At 37.2% G+C, this 17,651-nt stretch carries 18 protein-coding genes; 10 read left to right on the top strand and 8 right to left on the bottom strand.

All coding sequences use genetic code 11. The annotated features are described in order from the left end of the window. Nucleotides 1–194: 194 nt before the first annotated feature. Complete coding sequence (locus FJR08_RS09285) at nucleotides 195–2,210, top strand: family 10 glycosylhydrolase (protein WP_168632971.1); 2,016 nt, start codon at nucleotides 195–197, stop codon at nucleotides 2,208–2,210. 351 nt (nucleotides 2,211–2,561) lie between these two features. Then, complete coding sequence (mutT, locus tag FJR08_RS09280; protein ID WP_168632970.1) at nucleotides 2,562–2,984, top strand: 8-oxo-dGTP diphosphatase MutT; 423 nt, start codon at nucleotides 2,562–2,564, stop codon at nucleotides 2,982–2,984. A gap of 78 nt (nucleotides 2,985–3,062) precedes the next feature. Here the strand turns inward: mutT and FJR08_RS09275 are convergent, their stop codons facing one another. The 3 genes from FJR08_RS09275 to FJR08_RS09265 form a co-directional block, all read right to left on the bottom strand. After that, nucleotides 3,063–3,224, bottom strand: a complete 162-nt coding sequence (locus FJR08_RS09275; protein WP_168632969.1) for a hypothetical protein — start codon at nucleotides 3,222–3,224, stop codon at nucleotides 3,063–3,065. 158 nt (nucleotides 3,225–3,382) lie between these two features. After that, nucleotides 3,383–3,970 (bottom strand): hypothetical protein, encoded by a 588-nt coding sequence (locus tag FJR08_RS09270; RefSeq protein ID WP_148764360.1) that lies wholly within the window; start codon nucleotides 3,968–3,970, stop codon nucleotides 3,383–3,385. 224 nt (nucleotides 3,971–4,194) lie between these two features. Continuing rightward, a complete protein-coding gene (locus FJR08_RS09265; protein WP_168632968.1) occupies nucleotides 4,195–4,758 on the bottom strand; it encodes an RICIN domain-containing protein in 564 nt (187 codons plus the stop codon). A 252-nt stretch (nucleotides 4,759–5,010) separates the two neighbouring features. On the opposite strand from FJR08_RS09265, the gene FJR08_RS09260 reads away from it, so the two are divergent. Beyond that, entirely contained in the window at nucleotides 5,011–5,511 is a 501-nt protein-coding gene (locus FJR08_RS09260) for a hypothetical protein (protein WP_168632967.1), read from the top strand. A 75-nt stretch (nucleotides 5,512–5,586) separates the two neighbouring features. Next, nucleotides 5,587–7,149 (top strand): lipopolysaccharide assembly protein LapB, encoded by a 1,563-nt coding sequence (locus tag FJR08_RS09255; RefSeq protein ID WP_217357497.1) that lies wholly within the window; start codon nucleotides 5,587–5,589, stop codon nucleotides 7,147–7,149. Between the two features lie 58 nt (nucleotides 7,150–7,207). Here the strand turns inward: FJR08_RS09255 and FJR08_RS09250 are convergent, their stop codons facing one another. Next, on the bottom strand, nucleotides 7,208–7,795 hold the full coding sequence (locus FJR08_RS09250) for a hypothetical protein (RefSeq protein ID WP_168632965.1): 588 nt from the start codon (nucleotides 7,793–7,795) through the stop codon (nucleotides 7,208–7,210). Between the two features lie 231 nt (nucleotides 7,796–8,026). On the opposite strand from FJR08_RS09250, the gene FJR08_RS09245 reads away from it, so the two are divergent. The 6 genes from FJR08_RS09245 (at nucleotide 8,027) to folP (ending at nucleotide 12,947) form a co-directional block, all read left to right on the top strand. Beyond that, nucleotides 8,027–9,430: an ATP-binding protein gene (locus FJR08_RS09245; RefSeq protein ID WP_168632964.1), complete on the top strand. Its 1,404-nt coding sequence runs from the start codon at nucleotides 8,027–8,029 to the stop codon at nucleotides 9,428–9,430. A gap of 17 nt (nucleotides 9,431–9,447) precedes the next feature. After that, on the top strand, nucleotides 9,448–9,663 hold the full coding sequence (locus FJR08_RS09240) for a hypothetical protein (protein WP_168632963.1): 216 nt from the start codon (nucleotides 9,448–9,450) through the stop codon (nucleotides 9,661–9,663). Between the two features lie 91 nt (nucleotides 9,664–9,754). Continuing rightward, entirely contained in the window at nucleotides 9,755–10,213 is a 459-nt protein-coding gene (locus FJR08_RS09235; protein WP_168632962.1) for a CBS domain-containing protein, read from the top strand. Nucleotides 10,214–10,434: 221 nt separating this feature from the next. Beyond that, nucleotides 10,435–11,097, top strand: a complete 663-nt coding sequence (nblB, locus tag FJR08_RS09230) for a phycobilisome degradation protein NblB (protein ID WP_168632961.1) — start codon at nucleotides 10,435–10,437, stop codon at nucleotides 11,095–11,097. Between the two features lie 231 nt (nucleotides 11,098–11,328). Continuing rightward, nucleotides 11,329–12,054 (top strand): triose-phosphate isomerase, encoded by a 726-nt coding sequence (gene tpiA, locus FJR08_RS09225; protein ID WP_015080065.1) that lies wholly within the window; start codon nucleotides 11,329–11,331, stop codon nucleotides 12,052–12,054. Between the two features lie 47 nt (nucleotides 12,055–12,101). Beyond that, complete coding sequence (gene folP / locus FJR08_RS09220) at nucleotides 12,102–12,947, top strand: dihydropteroate synthase (RefSeq protein WP_168632960.1); 846 nt, start codon at nucleotides 12,102–12,104, stop codon at nucleotides 12,945–12,947. A gap of 49 nt (nucleotides 12,948–12,996) precedes the next feature. Here the strand turns inward: folP and FJR08_RS09215 are convergent, their stop codons facing one another. From FJR08_RS09215 to hisB, 4 genes are all read right to left on the bottom strand, one after another. Further along, nucleotides 12,997–13,887: an SPFH domain-containing protein gene (locus tag FJR08_RS09215; RefSeq protein WP_168632959.1), complete on the bottom strand. Its 891-nt coding sequence runs from the start codon at nucleotides 13,885–13,887 to the stop codon at nucleotides 12,997–12,999. 276 nt (nucleotides 13,888–14,163) lie between these two features. Next, nucleotides 14,164–15,603 (bottom strand): polysaccharide biosynthesis/export family protein, encoded by a 1,440-nt coding sequence (locus FJR08_RS09210; protein ID WP_015080068.1) that lies wholly within the window; start codon nucleotides 15,601–15,603, stop codon nucleotides 14,164–14,166. A gap of 393 nt (nucleotides 15,604–15,996) precedes the next feature. Continuing rightward, complete coding sequence (locus tag FJR08_RS09205; RefSeq protein ID WP_168632958.1) at nucleotides 15,997–16,980, bottom strand: ABC transporter ATP-binding protein; 984 nt, start codon at nucleotides 16,978–16,980, stop codon at nucleotides 15,997–15,999. A 66-nt stretch (nucleotides 16,981–17,046) separates the two neighbouring features. Next, nucleotides 17,047–17,628: an imidazoleglycerol-phosphate dehydratase HisB gene (gene hisB, locus FJR08_RS09200; RefSeq protein ID WP_168632995.1), complete on the bottom strand. Its 582-nt coding sequence runs from the start codon at nucleotides 17,626–17,628 to the stop codon at nucleotides 17,047–17,049. Between the last annotated feature and the right edge of the window lie 23 nt (nucleotides 17,629–17,651).

The following is a 17,651-nucleotide window of genomic DNA, read 5'->3' as shown; positions in this document are numbered from 1 at the left end:
AGGGACTTCCAAATAAAAAAATGTCCCAAAACTAACGCAAAAACCCTCTCTATTTCTTCTCTCTCTGTGTTCTCTGTGCCTCTGTGGTTCGTTTGTTCATTTATTTATTGGGATAATTTATTTCCCGGAAGTCCCTTAGCAGCTATGACTTAAATATTGCTAAATTAACAAAGGATGCAACTATCTCATTCAATATGGTATCTACTCCTATAAGATTCTCGGATATTCAAGGTCATTGGTCCCAAGGGTTTATTGAAGCTTTAGCAGCACGGCGAATTCTCAGTGGGTATTCTGATGGAACTTATCGCCCTAATAACCCTGTGACTCGGGCTGAATTTGCAGCTATTATCGCTGCAATTTTTTCCCTGCCTGTCAAACGGGAATATGTACCTTTTGTAGATGTTCCCCAGACGCATTGGGCGATAAACGCGATTAAAAAGGTCTATGAAACTGGATTTTTAACGGGTTATCCAAATCGGCGGTTTGGGATAGATGAAGGTATTGCTAGAGGTGATGCTTTAGTAGCAATGGTCAATGGCTTAGAACTTGCTGGTCAAGTTGACCTAGATTTAGTAAGTAAACTAGCAGAAATTTATCAAGATGGATCTTTAATTCCTTACTATGGGATTAATCAAATCGCGTTAGCAACTCGTGCTGGTTGGGTAGTTAGTTATCCGAACAGAAAAATACTTAATTACAAAAAAGCCGCTACTCGTGCAGAAGTCGCAGTAATGGTTTATCAGGCTTTAGTATATTTAGGAAAAGCGGAAAAAATCCCGACTGATTATATTGTTGTTCCTCCAACCATCCCTAAACCTACCACTGCTCATACTGTTAAGCTAAATCATCGGCGGGAATTTCGGGGGGCTTGGGTTGCGTCTGTATGGAATAGTGATTGGCCTTCTCGACCGGGACTGGCTGTGGAACAGCAAAAAGCCGAATTATTAGCGATTATTAAACAGTTACAAGCTTTGAATTTCAATGCTTTAGTTTTGCAGGTAAGACCAGAAGGTGATGCTTTATATGCTTCGGAATTAGAACCTTGGAGTGCTTGGATAACGGGAACTCAGGGAAAAGCCCCATCACCATTTTATGATCCTTTGGAGTTTGCGATCGCCGAATGTCATCAACGCAATATTGAATTACACGCTTGGTTTAATCCTTATCGTGCTAGAGCAAATAGTCAAGTTTCTACCGTTCGTCCCCACATTGCAGTTACAAACCCCGAAGTTGTTTATCAATGGGGTACTCAACAATGGATGGACCCCGGTGCAAAAATCGTTCAGGACAGAGCATACAACGTCATTATTGATGTTGTCCGTCGTTATGATTTAGATGCTATTCATTTAGATGATTATTTTTACCCCTATCCCATATCTGGTCAACCTTTTCCTGATCATAAAACCTACGCAGCATATCAAACCAGTGGGGGTAAACTAAATATAGAAGATTGGCGACGCGAAAACGTCAATCAAATGGTATTGCGACTTTCTCAAGGAATTAAAGCCACCAAACCTCATGTAAAGTTTGGAATTAGTCCCTTTGGTATTTATCGTTCTGGAGAACCTGCGGGAATTGTCGGTTTAGATGCCTACAGTGTCCTCTATGCAGATTCTAAAAAATGGTTACAGCAAGGCTGGATAGATTATATTGCTCCTCAACTCTACTGGCGTACTGACCAAACCAAACAAGCCTATCAAACTTTACTGCAATGGTGGACCGAAATCAATACTAAACAGCGTCACATCTATGCAGGTAATAATCTCGGACAATTAGATGGTAAGGAATGGAAAAATAGCGAAATTGCCAAGCAAATTCAGATTTCTCGGAATTTAGCAGGTAATTTGTCTTTAGGTAATATCTTTTTTAGTATGACTGGCATTCGGGAAAATCGCCAAGGCATCGCTGACCAATTTAAAACCTATTATCCCACACCTGCCTTAATTCCCACTATGTCATGGCAAAGTTCCATTACGCCACCACCTCCCAAAAACCTCAAGTTTATGGATGGTAAATTAAACTGGGAACCAGGAGATGATCAACTTGTGCGTTCTTGGACTCTGTATTTGCAAAATAGCAATAATTGGCTAATTCAACGCATTTTATCCGCTGGTACTACCTTTGCGACAGTTCTACCAGGAACTTATGCAGTCTGTGCTGTGGATAGATTAGGGAATGAAAGTGCAGGTATGATGATTACCGTAACTTGATAATTAGCAAGTTGGGTTTTCTCCAGTCAACCCAACTACTTTTTAACTTATGGTTTTTTGCAAAACCTATAAGTTTTTTCAATCAGATTTTCAAAAAAAAGCGCATTCCTCTCTATTGTCAATAATCTTGAGAATATTCTCAATAATTGCCCCTAAAAACGTTCATTTCAGGACTTGATATTCTCAAATATTTTTTTTACAATAATTTTGATTATAATCCAAGGGGTATTTTTTATTTAATTTATTAACACATAAAACACCCTCTTAGCAAAATTCTCAAAATAAATATGAACTCGGTAGATATATAATTAGTTTACTGAGTTTTTTTATTTATTGGTACTGAGTAATTATATGAATGAAAGTAGTTCTTCTATTCCTCATAAAATTATTGGTGTTGCTGTTATTTGGAATGACCAAAAACAGATTTTAATTGATAGACGACTTCCTACAGGTACAATGGGTGGTTTATGGGAATTTCCAGGGGGGAAAATTGAAGTTGGTGAAACTATTCAAGAATGTATTAAACGAGAAATTTCGGAAGAGTTGGGTATAGAAATTGTAGTTGGAGAACATCTGATTACTATTGACCACACTTATGCTCATTTGCGGGTGACTTTGATAGTTCATCATTCTCAACATTTAGCGGGTGTTCCTCAAGCCATAGAATGTGATGAAATTCGCTGGGTAAGTTTGGATGAATTGGATAATTTTACTTTTCCAGAAGCCAATGGGGAAATTATTGCGGCTTTGAGAAAATATCATCAGGGAAATTGATAAATTAGATATTTATTGGTAAGGGTTTAGCTTTTGCTTTACCCCTACAGAATTTTAATTTAATGATCAATTTTAACTTTAACAAAAACCCGTTCCTTGGCATTTTTGACATTTGGATAATCTGCGTGAACCATAAGGTTGGATTCTCCCTTTACATTGACAGGAAGAACATTCAATTTTATGTTCTTTTTTATCGGCATTGTTAGTATTTTGAATGTCTGGTGATTTTTCATTAGCCATGATTTTTGCTTTTATTTAGGGCTTAATTTGATATGGGAATATCGGGTTTATTTAGTTGAAACAATATTAGTTAAAATCACATTATTGATATAATGAATCACAAAATTATTATTCAAAAATGATAAAAGAAAAAGAAAGTGAAATATTAATTCTCAATATTATGAGCCGCAGCTAGGGTGAAGTAAGGTTTTATAATCTACGTTCCAAATTCGAGCTAATCCTTTAGCACTTAGTTCTGCTCTAATTGAATCTTTGGCTTGACAAGCATCGGCAATTGCTTTGATGTAATTACTCGCAATCTCACTTTCACTTCTTTGTTTTTGAATATCTATTAATTGACGATTAGTTTCAGCATTTTTTTGATCAGGTGAGCTAAAGGAATGAATTACACCAATAATTCCTTCAATTTGATTGCTACTTGTACCATTAATATTATTAGTGGGAGTAGTACGCATAATTGCAAAGCCACAACTACCGCCGCAGTTTGGATAGTTTAGAGATCCTATATTAGAGTTGACGTTTGCATAATTATTTGAGCCTGTTTGCAGTAGTGTGGTGGGAGTAACTGTGACTGATCCAGGGTTTTGTGTGATAGGAGAGCTAACAGAAGCTTGTTCTGTTGTAGATTGAGTTACATCTCCTCCACCTGATAGGGCTTTTTCTGTGTTGATAGAGAAGAAGAAAAGGCTTGTCAATACGGCAAATAAAATTCGATTTTTGTATTTGCTATTAATAAATATTTGCATAGTGACTCTCATGATTATCATAATGAAAAGTTACTGGGACTGATCAACAATCCCAGTATCAAGTTAATCGAGATTAGCGAGGATTTGTCCAATAGATATTGTTTCCATATCCATTCGCAGTACCATTTGGGATATTAATCCAACGAGTGTAGTATTCTGTAACTTTCGAGTTTTCATTTTTGTAGTCACCATTAGAATCCATAATCCTGATTTGAGGCTGACCGTTAAATATGCGTGATTCCATTACAATTGCTGTGTGACCCTTCAAAGTTGCGATAGTAGGGACCGACTGTAACAGTGCCATTTTTAAATCGTTGATTGGGATTATTGCGATCGCATTGCCATACGTGGATTTTACCGCCATTGTCACGGGTGGGGCTGTCTACACAGAGATTTGTGCCTGTACGTTGAATCTGAGAGAGGCCATTACCCAACGAGATGATATTGAAATTCTGGTCAGGATCGTTAGCGTCGCAAGGCCAAGTATTAACTACACCTCCATTTGTTAGATAATGTGAATTTAAACACTTGCCAGTAGAACCATGTCGAAGGAGAGTACCACCACGATTACCAGAGATGCGATCGAATTGTTGATCTCGGTCAGTAGAACTGAACTCCCAAAGTGACATAATAGGATTTCCATCTACTTTGCGGAAATTGTTGTTGGTATTGAGAGCCTTATTGCTACCATCAACAACAAAGTTTTCGGCTAAAGCGGCAGCGTTACCCATAAAAGTAGTAACTATCGTAGTACCTATAAATAAGACAAGAAGCTTAAATTTCTTCATGGTTTCTTTGCTAATTGACTGATTTTTATTTTTGTTCGTTTGATTTATCACTCAACATTGAGTTGTGTTTTGTGATGAGACACTTATAAATCGGGACAAATAGCCCTTGTCAACTAGGATTTTAAAATTCGTGTAAACCTTGCTATACAAGCTTTTATCAATAGGGACACTAATAGGGATATGGGGACACTGCTGTATAATTTCAGGTGTATAATTTAAAAAATGTAGCTATTTAGTAGATATTATAAAGACATGGCTGATGGAAATTCACTCGGATCAGATACTGAAAACCGATCATGGGCTTTTGTTTATGCTTTGCTTATTGCTCCTGAAAACCGCGAAGGAGATCCAACGCAGGGAGAAATCAGAATTGTGCATAAGAATTGGAGCGATAATCGCAAGAATGGGCATCCCGCACTGGTTGTAACTGCTAAGAAAAAGCCCTTAATTGAATTAATCAAAAAGCAGAAAAACATTTTAGACAAACTCTCCTTTACTGATGAACATTTTTCTGCTGCATATAACACTTGGCTATCAAAAGGGAAGCCGTTTAATATTCTCAAAGACTTGCGAAAGAATAAAAAAGGAGTTCAAGGGAGTTTATATCATTTTGAGTTAAAGCTGTTGGCTAATTCTACTTTACCGACAGACAATGAACGTGAATTTAAAAAGGCATGGGAAGAAGGCAAACAGAGTAACAGAGAGGCAGATAGTGACTGTGAAAGTTTCATCCAAACTTCAGATCCACAATAGCTATTAGAACTTATTAGAAAAAAATTAAGTTATCAGCAGTATGATACTTTGTTAATTATAGATAATCTTGAAACGATGGAAGATGCACGGAATATTCACTCATTTTTATATGATGAGTTACCTACTAAATTAAGAGTTATTGTCACTTCTCGTCAGCTATTGGTGTTGGATAAATATATTGCTATCCAACCTTTAAAAAAAGTAGCTATTGATAAGCTCATCAATAACTTATTGGAAGATACAGATATATCTTTAAATGACGACGAGTTAGATACACTTTATCAAAGTGTTGGAGGTATGCCTGGTGCTATTATGTATGCTATTAATTTACTCAAGGCTCATTACTCTTTTACTCTGGCATTAAGTCGAACAACTAAACCAAATGAAGATAGTAATAAATTCTGGTTTGAAGGTTATTTACAACTACTAAGAAAGCAACCTGCTTACTATTTATTAATGGCTTTAGCAATGTTTCCCGAATTTGCTTTAGAAGAAGCCATAGTTCATGTAGCATTACCAGAAGCAGACGAATCTACCATATCGGAAGGCTTTACTTATTTACAACAACTCCAGTTAATCAAAAAAGAAAAAAACAGTTATGTTATTTTACTACCTCTGACTCGTAGCTATGTATTTGGAGAATTAGATGCTAATTCTCAATTTGAGCAAATAGCCAGAGAAAGATGGATTAATTGGTATTTACAACACTCTCAAAAACATGGTAAAAAAGATGAAAAAGAATGGAATGAATATAAAGATTTAGAAGGAGAATGGGAAAATTTAGAAGCAGTTATTGAATGGTGTATGTCCGAAAATAAATATCAAGAATTTTTACAACTGTGGCAAAATATTAATGGTTATTCTCATGCTCAGGGATATTATCAGAGCGATCGCACAACCGCTTGGCAAAATAGATTAGATTGGATGAACTGGCTGATTGCAGCCACTAAAGAGAAAGAAGATTGGTTAAATGCAGCTAAACTTATATGTGATCAAGCTTGGACTTTTACCCTGATGGGAAATAAATTAAAGGAAGCCAAAAGCCTCTTTGTAGAAGTTTGTAAGATTAGTAGTAAAGTTCGTAAGGATCAAGATATAAACTTTAAATTCAACCTAGCAATTCATATTGTTTATTTGCGATTAAAAGAAGATAAATTAGCTAAAGCTACTTTCTGGCTCAACTTCAGTAAAAAACTACTTCAAGAAGCAAATTTAAATGAGGAAACAGCAAAATATCAGTGGGTTCATATATTTTATTATCGGGGCAAAATTTCCGACTTTAGCGGTGATTATGAACAGGCAAAATTTTATTATAATCAAGCCATTGATTTAGCTGAAACTATTGGCTGGAAAAGAGCAATAAACATGGTAAAAAATTGGTTAGCTGATATTGCTGTTAAACAAGGAAATCTCAAAGAAGCTAAACCAATGTTAGAAGAATGTCTACGGGTAGCTGAGGAAAACTCTGATAAATGCAGTATTGCTTTCTGTAAAGAATCTATGGCTTTTTTAGAAAACAAGAATGGTAACTTACAAGAAGCTATAAGATTAGCAAATTTAGCTTATGAGAATTTTATCAGTTTAGGAATGCTTATCGAAGCAGAAGCAACACGCTTATTTATTGAAACGATAAAATAATACGAATAAGATCCCCGACTTCTCAAAGAAGTCGGGGATCTGCGAAATGTGAGTTAAATCAACCGCATTTCATCAAATTCCAAGGTTGGATATTAGCTACACAAGGACGAATTTGTTTCGGTTGTTTTAGGGGTTGACAACGAGAAGGATTTATTAAAAGCTCGATCCCGAAATGCTTCTTGAATAATACCTTCGTCTCCATAAAAGCAGCCAAGTGACTCTTTTCGTCAGCCTCATTCAGTAGCCCAAAATAGGGATCGTGGTGTAAAAAATACCCAAAAAGATGATTACAGTCTTGATGATACTTAGCACTATCTGAGAAATGCTGTTCAAATACTCTATCAATCTCTTCCGTGGGTACTATGTTTTTATCTGGGTAAAGATTATGTAATAATAAAAACATTTTGTAATGAGCGATCGCTTGCAAAGCCTTGTCTCTACTCCAACCTAACGATTTTTTTGGGTGCGTCAGCAGAAAAATGATAGGTTCTAAATCCAACGCTCGCAACTTTTCTATGAAGTCTGACTCCAATTGTGACTGCACATACATGATATGATCAGCGGTGGCTTCGCTCGCTACAGGAATTACTTCCTTCTGTACCGCGTGGAACTCATTCTTTGATACAATTGACTTAACTACTGGCATAAATGGAACTCCTGAAAACCTTATGTATTTCAATCGGTCAGATTTTTGGGATTTGTGCAAAATCCCCCGAATGGAGTTTCCAGCGCGTTGGCCAACGGTTGTCGCTGTCTACACTTTTTAGAATGACACGAAAATTAAATGTATATAGTCCTAGTTTTGGATCACTTTTTCAACTGATCTAAAAGTGATCTAAAATTGATACTCAGATAAAACAATAAATGGAATATAATTATGCCTACTATTAGAGCTTCTCCAGAAAAGTTAGAAAAAATTGAAATAGCTAGAGAAATCAAGGGTTTAACCTTAGAAGAATGGGCTTTATCTGCTTACACATCAGTAGGAACATTAAAGAAGTTCCGAAATGGTCTATCCATTCAACAATCTGCATTTGTAAGTATCTGTAAAGCTATAGGGATAGACAACTGGGAAGAGATAGTTGATAAAACTCCATTAGCAAGAAAGAGTCAGAAAGAAAAAGAATTTGATCAAGAAGATAATCTAGCTATTAATTTTATTGCTTATGAAGATACTTGGGTTGGTCGTGAAAGCACTATTACAACTATAAAACAAAACATTAGTGGTTCATCTAGAATTGTTATTTTAAATGGAATTACTGGTATCGGTAAAACTGCACTAGCAGAAAAATTATATACAGAATTAATTATTGAAACAAAATGGAATAAGTTATTAAGAGTTAACTTTGATAATCAAGATCAATCAGATTTTGGTAATTTTGTCACAGTTGCAGATAGATGGTTACAAGAATGTGGTGTTTTAGTTATCCCAGAAGACCGTCAAGATATTCCTAGATTACAAAAAAAGCTAATAGAATATCTTAAAGAAAATCATTGTTTAATGATTATTGATTCTTTAGAATGGATACTTAAGGGAAATCAAGAACATGGTTGGAGTGAATTTAAAGATAGAGCATGGGTTAATTTTTTCAGATTATTTTTATCTGAATTACAGTGCAATAGTCGGATTATTCTTACTACCCAACATTTACCAGAAGATGTATCTGCTGGTTATGATAATTTCTGGTTTTGTCAACCAATAAAAGGTTTAGAAGTTACAGAACAGCTAGAATTGTTTAAAAAGATTGGCATAGAAACAAAAGCAGAAACTGAAATTAATTATTTAAAACGTATTGGTAAAGTTTATGAAGGTCATGCTTTAACGTTAAAAGTAATTGCAGGTACAATTAAAACCGAATATCAAGGAAATATTCTAGCTTATTGGGAAGATGAGGGTAAACAGGAAATTGAAAAAGTTGAAAAAGATTTAGAATCATCTCAAGAAAATATGACAACTGCTTGGGAACTACATAAAGCTAACCGTGATTTATATTTTAAGGTACGTTATAAATTTAACAAAACTTTTGAAAGATTAAAAGAACATAATTATTACTCTTACTTGCTTATTTGCTTTGCTTCTACTTATTTGAGTCCCCATTCTAAAGAAGATTTATTAGAACATTTGGCGGAGGAAGAATGTAGCGAGAAAGAACAAAGAATAGCCTTGCAAATTTTAATGGAAGAGCAATTGCTTGATACAATTGTCCAAGAAAATAGTATTTTCTTTAAGATGCATAATCTTATTAGAAGTGTTGCCTATGAACATTTTGAAAACTTGTAATAAGGAGAATATAAATAATGACACTCGCAGATACTCCAACTATAACACAATCATCCATTACATTAGAGGAAAATAAAAAGCTATTATCGGAAATTGGTATTCAAATTGTTAATTTAAAATCATTAACTATACAAAAAAGAGCTTACTATAAAAATATTGTTCAAGGCTTTTATGGTACAATGGCATTGCTAAAAATGCTTTTTCAACAAAAACAACGTTTATTTTTAAAATGAAAAGTAACAATCTATTAACTGTATTTTATTTGTTACCAATAATTTCCTACAATAGTTAAAAAGACTTTTATAAAAGGTGCAAGTAAAAAAAATGTCTAAAACCGTTGCTGATGTGATGAGTCGTGATCCTATCCTCGTCCGTCCTCAAACTCCCTTAAAAGAAGCTATCCAAATTCTGGCAGAAAAACACATTAGCGGTTTACCTGTAATTGATGACGCAGGTAAATTAGTCGGAATTATCTCAGAAACAGATTTGATGTGGCAAGAAACTGGTATAACTCCCCCTGCATATATCATGATTTTGGATAGTGTGATTTATTTACAAAATCCTGCAACCTATGAACGAGATTTACATAAAGCTTTAGGACAAACAGTAGGGGAAGTTATGAGTAAAAATCCCCTAACTATTTCTCCTGATAAACCATTAAGAGAAGCAGCAAAATTAATACAAGATCACAAAGTTCATCGTCTCCCAGTCCTTGACAATGCGGGTAAGGTAATTGGTATTCTAACTCGTGGTGATATTATTCGCACTATGGCCGCAGAGTAGCAAAGGAGAGAAATATTATCTGACAACTGTACGGGCGAAGCATTTGCAGAACTATTTTTGGCAATGACTGATAATTTATCTTCCAAATGCTTCGCCCCTACTGACAACTGTACGGGCGAAGCATTTGCAGAACTATTTTTGGCAATGACCGATAATTTATCTTCCAAATGCTTCGCCCCTACTGACAACTGACAATTGACAACTGAACAAAGGACAATTAAATGAGTGTGTCTGCTGATAGTATAAGAGAATTACTGCGTTCTGACAATTTAGGCGATCGCTTGCGTGCAGTCAATCAAATTCGGGAACTAGAACCACAAATCGGTTTAGAATTAGTACAAACTGCCATTCAGGATAAAAGTGCGCGTGTCCGTTATTCGGCCGTAAGTCAAATGGATACCCTGGGAACACAGGATTTACCATTATCCTTGAATATCCTCCGGGGTTTACTTCATGATCCAGAAGCAGATGTTCAAGCAGCCGCAGCAGACTGTTTAGGTGCGCTGAAATTACATGACGCTTTTGAAGACTTACAACAGCTTTACCAAGAAACACCAGAATGGCTGGTACAGTTTAGCATTATTGCGACATTAGGAGAATTAGGAGATCCGCGAGCCTTTGAATTGCTTACCCAAGCACTAGCTTCCGATAATGGCTTAATTCAAACTGCGGCCATTAGTTCCTTTGGTGAATTGGGAGATCCAACAGCAGTTCCTCTCCTAGTTCCATACAGCACTAATCCAGATTGGCAAGTACGTTACAGAGTAGTACAAGCTTTAACTCGTTTGGGTAGTGATGAAGCTAAATCTATTCTAGCAACCTTGGTAAATGACGAAGTAGAGGCAATTGCCAAAGAAGCAAAAGCTGGTTTGCAGTTAGTTTAATTTAGTAGTTGCGTTTACGTAATCAAGCGCAACTGCTCACCTAATTTTGGCAAATAGCTTAATTTTTGATTGATACAAAAACTCTATCTAAGTTAAAAAACCAACCATCAGCCTATATTACTACTGACGACTATTTCTGTGACTCAGTGAATTCTGCTTAGTGAATAGTCCTAAAAAAGTAGTACATTGAAAAGTGCATCTAGTAGCATTAAAATCTTGATTAAATCACCTGTGCGGAAAATCGTTATTGCTGGAAACTGGAAAATGTTTAAAACCCAGGCAGAATCCGCAGAATTTTTAAGCGGATTTTTGCCTCACCTGGAGGAAACCCCCTCAGAACGAGAAGTGGTATTATGTCCTCCCTTCACCGACTTAAGCCTGCTGTCCAAATCTTTACATGGTAGCCGTGTAAATTTGGGCGCACAAAACGTCCACTGGGAAGAACATGGAGCATATACAGGCGAAATTGCTGCCCCCATGCTCACAGAAATCGGTGTGCGTTTTGTCATTGTTGGACACAGTGAAAGACGGCAATTCTTCGGAGAAACTGACGTAACTGTCAATCTCCGTCTTAAAGCCGCCCAAAAGCATGGACTCACACCCATTCTTTGCGTTGGGGAAACTAAACAACAACGAGACGCAGGGGAAACAGAATCAATAATTAGCAACCAATTAAAAAAAGACTTGGTAGATATTGATCAAACTCACCTAATTATTGCTTATGAACCAATTTGGGCAATTGGTACTGGTGATACCTGTGAATCCAAGGAAGCAAATCGGGTAATTGGCTTAATTCGCAGTCAATTAACTAATCCCCTAGTTCCTATCCAATATGGCGGTTCAGTCAACCCGAATAATATTGATGAAATTATGGCACAACCAGAAATTGACGGCGCTCTCGTTGGTGGCGCTAGTCTAAAAGCTGATAGTTTTGCCAGAATTGTCAACTATCAATAATGGGGATTGGGGATTGGGGATACATCAATTAAAAGTTAAAAAATTTCATGTCTAACAACTTAACTATCCGAGATCACTGTTTTACCTGGGGAAAGCGGACTTATCTCATGGGAATTTTGAATGTCACCCCGGATAGTTTTAGTGATGGTGGTAAATTTAACACCACCTCAGCGGCTTTAACCCAGGCAGAAGCAATGGTTTCGGCTGGTGCTGATATTATTGATATTGGTGGACAATCAACCCGTCCAGGGGCAGAACAAATATCCCTAGAAGCAGAACTTGAGCGGGTGCTATCTGTCTTGGAGTTGCTACGTCCAATTATTGATATTCCTATTTCTATAGATACAACTAGAGCAGAAGTAGCTAAAGCAGCAATTATCGCTGGAGCAGATATAGTTAATGATATTTCTGCTGGAACATTTGACCCCCAAATGTTGCCAACTGTTGCTAGTTTAAATGTGCCGATTGTCTTAATGCACATCCAAGGAACTCCCCAAACTATGCAAAAATGTACTGATTATGAAGATCTAATTGCTGATATTTATAACTTTTTATCTGAGCAAATTACAAAGGCTACACTTTTGGGAATTGACAAAAATAAAATAATTATTGATCCTGGTATTGGTTTCGCTAAAAACCATGACCAGAATTTAGAAATTTTTCGCCGCTTAAAATCACTAAAAACACTTAATTCTCCAATTTTGGTGGGAGCATCTCGTAAAAGTTTTATAGGTAATATTCTCAATCAACCAGATCCGAAATTGCGAGTCTGGGGAACAGCCGCAGCCTGTTGTGCAGCCATTTTCAATGGTGCAGATATCCTCCGAGTTCACGATGTTCAGGAAATGCAACAAGTTACTTTAATAGCAGATGCTATTTATCGTGAAGGTTAGGAGTCAGTAGGGGCGAAGCATTTGGAAGTCAGTTGTCAGTTGTTAGTTGTTAATTAAGTCCATTACCATTACCGTTACCGTTACCGTTACCGTTACCATTGCCATTGCCATTGCCATTGGCTTTACCATGATTTTCTTGTACTGAATCAGAAATCAATTCCTGAAACATTTCTGTTGAGTTAGCAGGATCTACAAAGACAATTTTGGCATTATTGCTTTCACCTAATTTTTGACTAGCATCTACATAATCTTGGGCAACAAGATACCTTAAAATATCCTTACTTTCAGGATGATTCCGCAAGGCTTCTGAAATTATTTCTATAGATGTTCTAGTTCCTTCCGCTCGTTTAACTGCCGCTTGTCGTTCCCCTTCTGCGGCTTCTATAGCTGACTTTTTCTTAATTTGTGCGTTTTGTTGAGCTTCCATTGACTTGCGGACACTTTCCGGTGGAGTGATGCTCTGAATATCTAAACGGATAATTTCAATTCCCCAAGCGGCTGTAATTGAATTTAATACGCCTAATATGCTTCGGTCTATCTCGTCTCTAGACATATTAGTATCCTCTAAAGAATTCTGAGCGATATTTTCCCGGAGGGTAGTTGTGGCTAAGTTAGATAAGGCAGTTTGTAAATCATCAATGGCATAAAAACTTTTCTCAATATCTTTAATCCGCCAGTAAAGAATTGCATCAACTTCTAAGTAAACTCCGTCTTTAGTAATGACATTTTGGGGTTTAATATCTAACAACTGCTCTCTGGTTGTATCCTCCATCACAATCTGATCAAGAATAGGAACGATAAAGCTGATTCCCGGATTAAGTTTGCGATGATACCGCCCCAAGCGTTCAACTAAGGCCACATTCCCTTGATTTACCATCTTTGCAGATGCCAAGGCATAACCTACTAGAGCTAAAAATATGATAAAAATTATTGGGTCCATTGAATTATTCTCCTCCTTCAGCTTTGGGCAGAATTGATTATTAGGGTTATAGCTTGCAGTAAATTAAAATGGGTTAAGTGCGTAATTTCCCAATCAGTAACTATAAAATGATAAACCTGCGATCGCATTATAGGCGATCGCTACACCTCTAATCATAAATTGCTGAAAAAATAAACTCAGATGTATAATAGACATCCCCGAAAAAGATCGTAGAGACGTTCCATGGAACGTCTCTACAAGGGTTTCAAGTCACGTACATTTAATTCTCGGAGATCTCTAAAATCCAGTAGTGAATAGTCTGATAATCCCCAAAATAGTACCTAGAGGACCAGCTACAGTATTAACTCTATCACCAGTTTTAGCTAAACCGTTGCGATCAACTATGACAACATCATTGTTGCGAAGGATCGGATTGGTTTCCTCATTAATTCCTTTAGCTAAATCCACTTTAACTGGACGTTTAGTAACTGTACCATTGGTATTGAGGCGAATTAATTCTACAGTTCCTTTACTAGCTCTACTATCATTGAAACCACCAGCCGCTAATAATGCCTGATTTAAAGAACTATTCGGTTGTAGTTTTACTGCTCCTGGTTTTTTGACTTCACCCACTACACCCACTTCAATAGTATTTGGGGACAAAGTAGTTGTTGCTAATTGGGTAGATTCAGCGGCACTAATGTCCGTAGCTGTAGGAATGACAATTGTATCTCCATCCTGCACCACAATGTCTTGATTGATATCACCGCTTTGTAGTAATTCCCATAGATTAATATCTATAGTTTGTTCCGTACCAGTTCGGGTAGGACGGCGTAATTTAATCTTCCGCACATCCGCAATGGACGTAATTCCCCCTGCTAGTTGTAAACTCCGCATTACAGTTGGTAAACCACCACCAGCACCACCACCCTCTGCTCCACCTGCATTTCCAGCGGTAACAAGATAAGAACCAGGACGGTAAACTTGACCAATTACCACCACTGAGCGGGGTGAAGTTTGACTAGCGGCAAAATTAGCTGCAAATAAATTTCGGGCTTCAGCCACATTCAAACTGGTAGCTGTGGGGACAACGATGGTATCTCCATCTCGTAAAGTAATCTCTTGGGATATTCTGCCTGTTTGCGTTAATTCCTTTAAGTCCAAGGAGACTGTCTGCTCTCCAGAACGTCCTACCTTGCGGCGTAATTGTACTTGAGTTACATCTGCTGCCAGTGTCACACCTTGGGCTATGGTTAATGCAGCTAATACCGTTGGATATTGGACACCGGGGTTATTCCCTGCTCCTCCTTCTAAGCTGAGGGTATAAGCACCTGGTCTTGTTACCTCTCCCGCAACAAATACATTGATGGGACGTGGTGATAATAAGTTGACGGAAATCAGGGGACGTTTGAGAAAGCGAGCATATTTTCTGGCGATTGTATCAGCAGCTTGTTCTGTGGTTAGTCCCGAAACAGGGATACTGCCAATTAAAGGCATATTAATTGAACCACCGGGAGGGACTTGATATTCACCTGTATATTCTGGTACTTCAAATACATTAACACGGATGCGATCGCCGCCGCCTAATAAATAATCTGTAGCGATACTACTGGATGTTGATGCTACTGGCTGTCTTTGTGCCAAACTCACAGATGGCAAAATGATATTCACTGTTGTTAACAATGCTAAACCCATCGTTGAGTGGGTGAGAAATTTACACAAATCTTTATTAAGCATATTTACCTGAGAATTGAAAATGGCGATATTTAGAGTTATTCGGAAACATTTTAACATCGAGTATACTGAAGAATCGTAGTGACTCAACAATTTTATTTTCTAATAAATCTTTAGTTTTCCGGACATAAATAATTTGTTGCGTAAGGAATTTGATTTTAAATCTTCTTTGAGGTTAGGAAATATTTTCAGTGCTTTTTGCAGGTTAAGTTTCCTAACTTATAACAATTTTCGATCCTATATTAACAACAAATTTATCAACTGATAGTACAGTCATAGCCCTAAATTGATCAGGAAGTATTAACACATAAGTAACTGATTTTTAGAATGATCAAATAATTCGCAAAAATTACTACTTATGGGTGATTCATTCCTCTTATTTTCTAGTTGTTTGTGCTAATTAAGGGGATGATTTCGGATTTGAATTTGATGGATAAAAAACTCTTCTAGAGATTGACGTGACAGATTCATAGTGATAATTTTTCCCCCCATTAATCTCAAACTAGACAGAAAATCATAATAATCTTCTTGGAGTATACCCTGCCAAGAACCATCAGCCCCAAATTCTAAATTACCTATCCATTTTTTCAAGATTTCCCCGTCTCCGCCTTGACCTTTAACATGATAGGTGTTTTGATTCCCTAAAAGTTCACTGAGAGAACCGCAACAGATTAATTCTCCTTGAGCAAGAATAGCCACGCGATCGCAAATTTGTTCAACTTCACTCAACACATGACTATTAAAAAATATGGTTTTACCAGATGCTTTCAGCGAAAGAATAATTTCTCGCATTTGGTAACGTCCCAGAGGATCAAGTCCAGACATAGGTTCATCTAAAAAAACCAAATCTGGATCATTCATTAAAGCTTGTGCCATTCCCACACGCTGAAGCATTCCTTTAGAATAGCGCCGCATTTGCTTTTTGCGAGCATCAGCTTGAGATAACCCCACTAATTCCAACAATTGGGGAATGCGTTGACGTTGTAACTTTTGGGGAATTTGAAATAAACCCGCTGTCAACTGCAAAAATTCCCAACCGCTCAGATATTCATATAAATAGGAATTTTCTGGGAGGTAGCCAATATGCTGCTTGACTTTAGCGTTGCCTATGGGTTTACCTAGCAATAATCCCCGTCCAGATGTAGGGCGAATAATTCCCAGCAACAATTTTAACAGCGTGGTTTTACCCGCACCATTGGGACCCAACAAACCAAAGGTTTCTCCTGGGTACACTTGTAAAGAACAGTTTTTGAGCGATACAACTTTTTGATTGAGCCAAAATCCCGTGCGATAGACCTTTCGCAATTCAGAAGTCAGGACTACGGGTTTTTTATCTAGGGGATTTTGTTGATAATCGGGGTTGTCTACAACAGAATTCATGGGGATGAAACTACCAACTACTGACTATTTAGAGCTAACTACAGATTAACCGAAGAGCCAGGATTTTTATAACACTCCTTTGGAACTAGGAATTGTTTCTGCCCGCCGGGGATCAATTTCTGCCGCTATTCTCATGGCTCTAGCAAAGGCTTTAAATGTAGCTTCAATAATATGATGGGAATTAATTCCATCCAATTGGCGAATATGTAACGTCATTTGGCTATGATTCACCAACGCCACAAAAAACTCCCGCACTAGCTGGGTATCATAAGTTCCCACCCGTTGAGTAGGAATCTCTAAACCATAACTAAGATGCGGTCTACCAGAGAAGTCTAAAGCAACTTGCACTAATGCCTCATCTAAAGGCGCAAGAAAATTCCCAAAGCGGACGATTCCCTTTTTACTACCCAAAGCTTGGAATAAAGCCTGTCCTAAAGTAATCCCCACATCTTCGTTAGTGTGGTGATCATCAATTTCCCAATCACCCTTAGCTTGAATATCCAAATCAAAAAGCCCATGGGAAGCAATTTGATGGAGCATATGATCTAAGAAGGGAATACCTGTAGAAACTTTACATATCCCTGTACCATCAAGATTGATAGTAACATAAACATCTGTTTCCCCAGTAGTGCGGTGAACTGAAGCTATCCGAGAAGTTTGTTGGTTAGTCA

It is taken from the genome of Dolichospermum sp. UHCC 0260 (genome assembly GCF_009711985.1).
GTDB lineage: Bacteria > Cyanobacteriota > Cyanobacteriia > Cyanobacteriales > Nostocaceae > Dolichospermum > Dolichospermum lemmermannii.
Note: the sequence above shows the minus strand (reverse complement) of the source record. Positions and strands in the feature narration are given on the sequence as shown.

Excerpts from the sequence above, each read along its gene's own strand:
- FJR08_RS09285 (WP_168632971.1), top strand. The coding sequence starts at position 195 with ATGGTATCTACTCCTATAAGATTCTCGGATATTCAAGGTCATTGGTCC.
- mutT (WP_168632970.1), top strand. The coding sequence starts at position 2,562 with ATGAATGAAAGTAGTTCTTCTATTCCTCATAAAATTATTGGTGTTGCT.
- FJR08_RS09275 (WP_168632969.1), bottom strand. The coding sequence starts at position 3,224 with ATGGCTAATGAAAAATCACCAGACATTCAAAATACTAACAATGCCGAT.
- FJR08_RS09270 (WP_148764360.1), bottom strand. The coding sequence starts at position 3,970 with ATGCAAATATTTATTAATAGCAAATACAAAAATCGAATTTTATTTGCC.
- FJR08_RS09265 (WP_168632968.1), bottom strand. The coding sequence starts at position 4,758 with ATGAAGAAATTTAAGCTTCTTGTCTTATTTATAGGTACTACGATAGTT.
- FJR08_RS09260 (WP_168632967.1), top strand. The coding sequence starts at position 5,011 with ATGGCTGATGGAAATTCACTCGGATCAGATACTGAAAACCGATCATGG.
- FJR08_RS09255 (WP_217357497.1), top strand. The coding sequence starts at position 5,587 with ATGGAAGATGCACGGAATATTCACTCATTTTTATATGATGAGTTACCT.
- FJR08_RS09250 (WP_168632965.1), bottom strand. The coding sequence starts at position 7,795 with ATGCCAGTAGTTAAGTCAATTGTATCAAAGAATGAGTTCCACGCGGTA.
- FJR08_RS09245 (WP_168632964.1), top strand. The coding sequence starts at position 8,027 with ATGCCTACTATTAGAGCTTCTCCAGAAAAGTTAGAAAAAATTGAAATA.
- FJR08_RS09240 (WP_168632963.1), top strand. The coding sequence starts at position 9,448 with ATGACACTCGCAGATACTCCAACTATAACACAATCATCCATTACATTA.
- FJR08_RS09235 (WP_168632962.1), top strand. The coding sequence starts at position 9,755 with ATGTCTAAAACCGTTGCTGATGTGATGAGTCGTGATCCTATCCTCGTC.
- nblB (WP_168632961.1), top strand. The coding sequence starts at position 10,435 with ATGAGTGTGTCTGCTGATAGTATAAGAGAATTACTGCGTTCTGACAAT.
- folP (WP_168632960.1), top strand. The coding sequence starts at position 12,102 with ATGTCTAACAACTTAACTATCCGAGATCACTGTTTTACCTGGGGAAAG.
- FJR08_RS09215 (WP_168632959.1), bottom strand. The coding sequence starts at position 13,887 with ATGGACCCAATAATTTTTATCATATTTTTAGCTCTAGTAGGTTATGCC.
- FJR08_RS09210 (WP_015080068.1), bottom strand. The coding sequence starts at position 15,603 with ATGCTTAATAAAGATTTGTGTAAATTTCTCACCCACTCAACGATGGGT.
- FJR08_RS09205 (WP_168632958.1), bottom strand. The coding sequence starts at position 16,980 with ATGAATTCTGTTGTAGACAACCCCGATTATCAACAAAATCCCCTAGAT.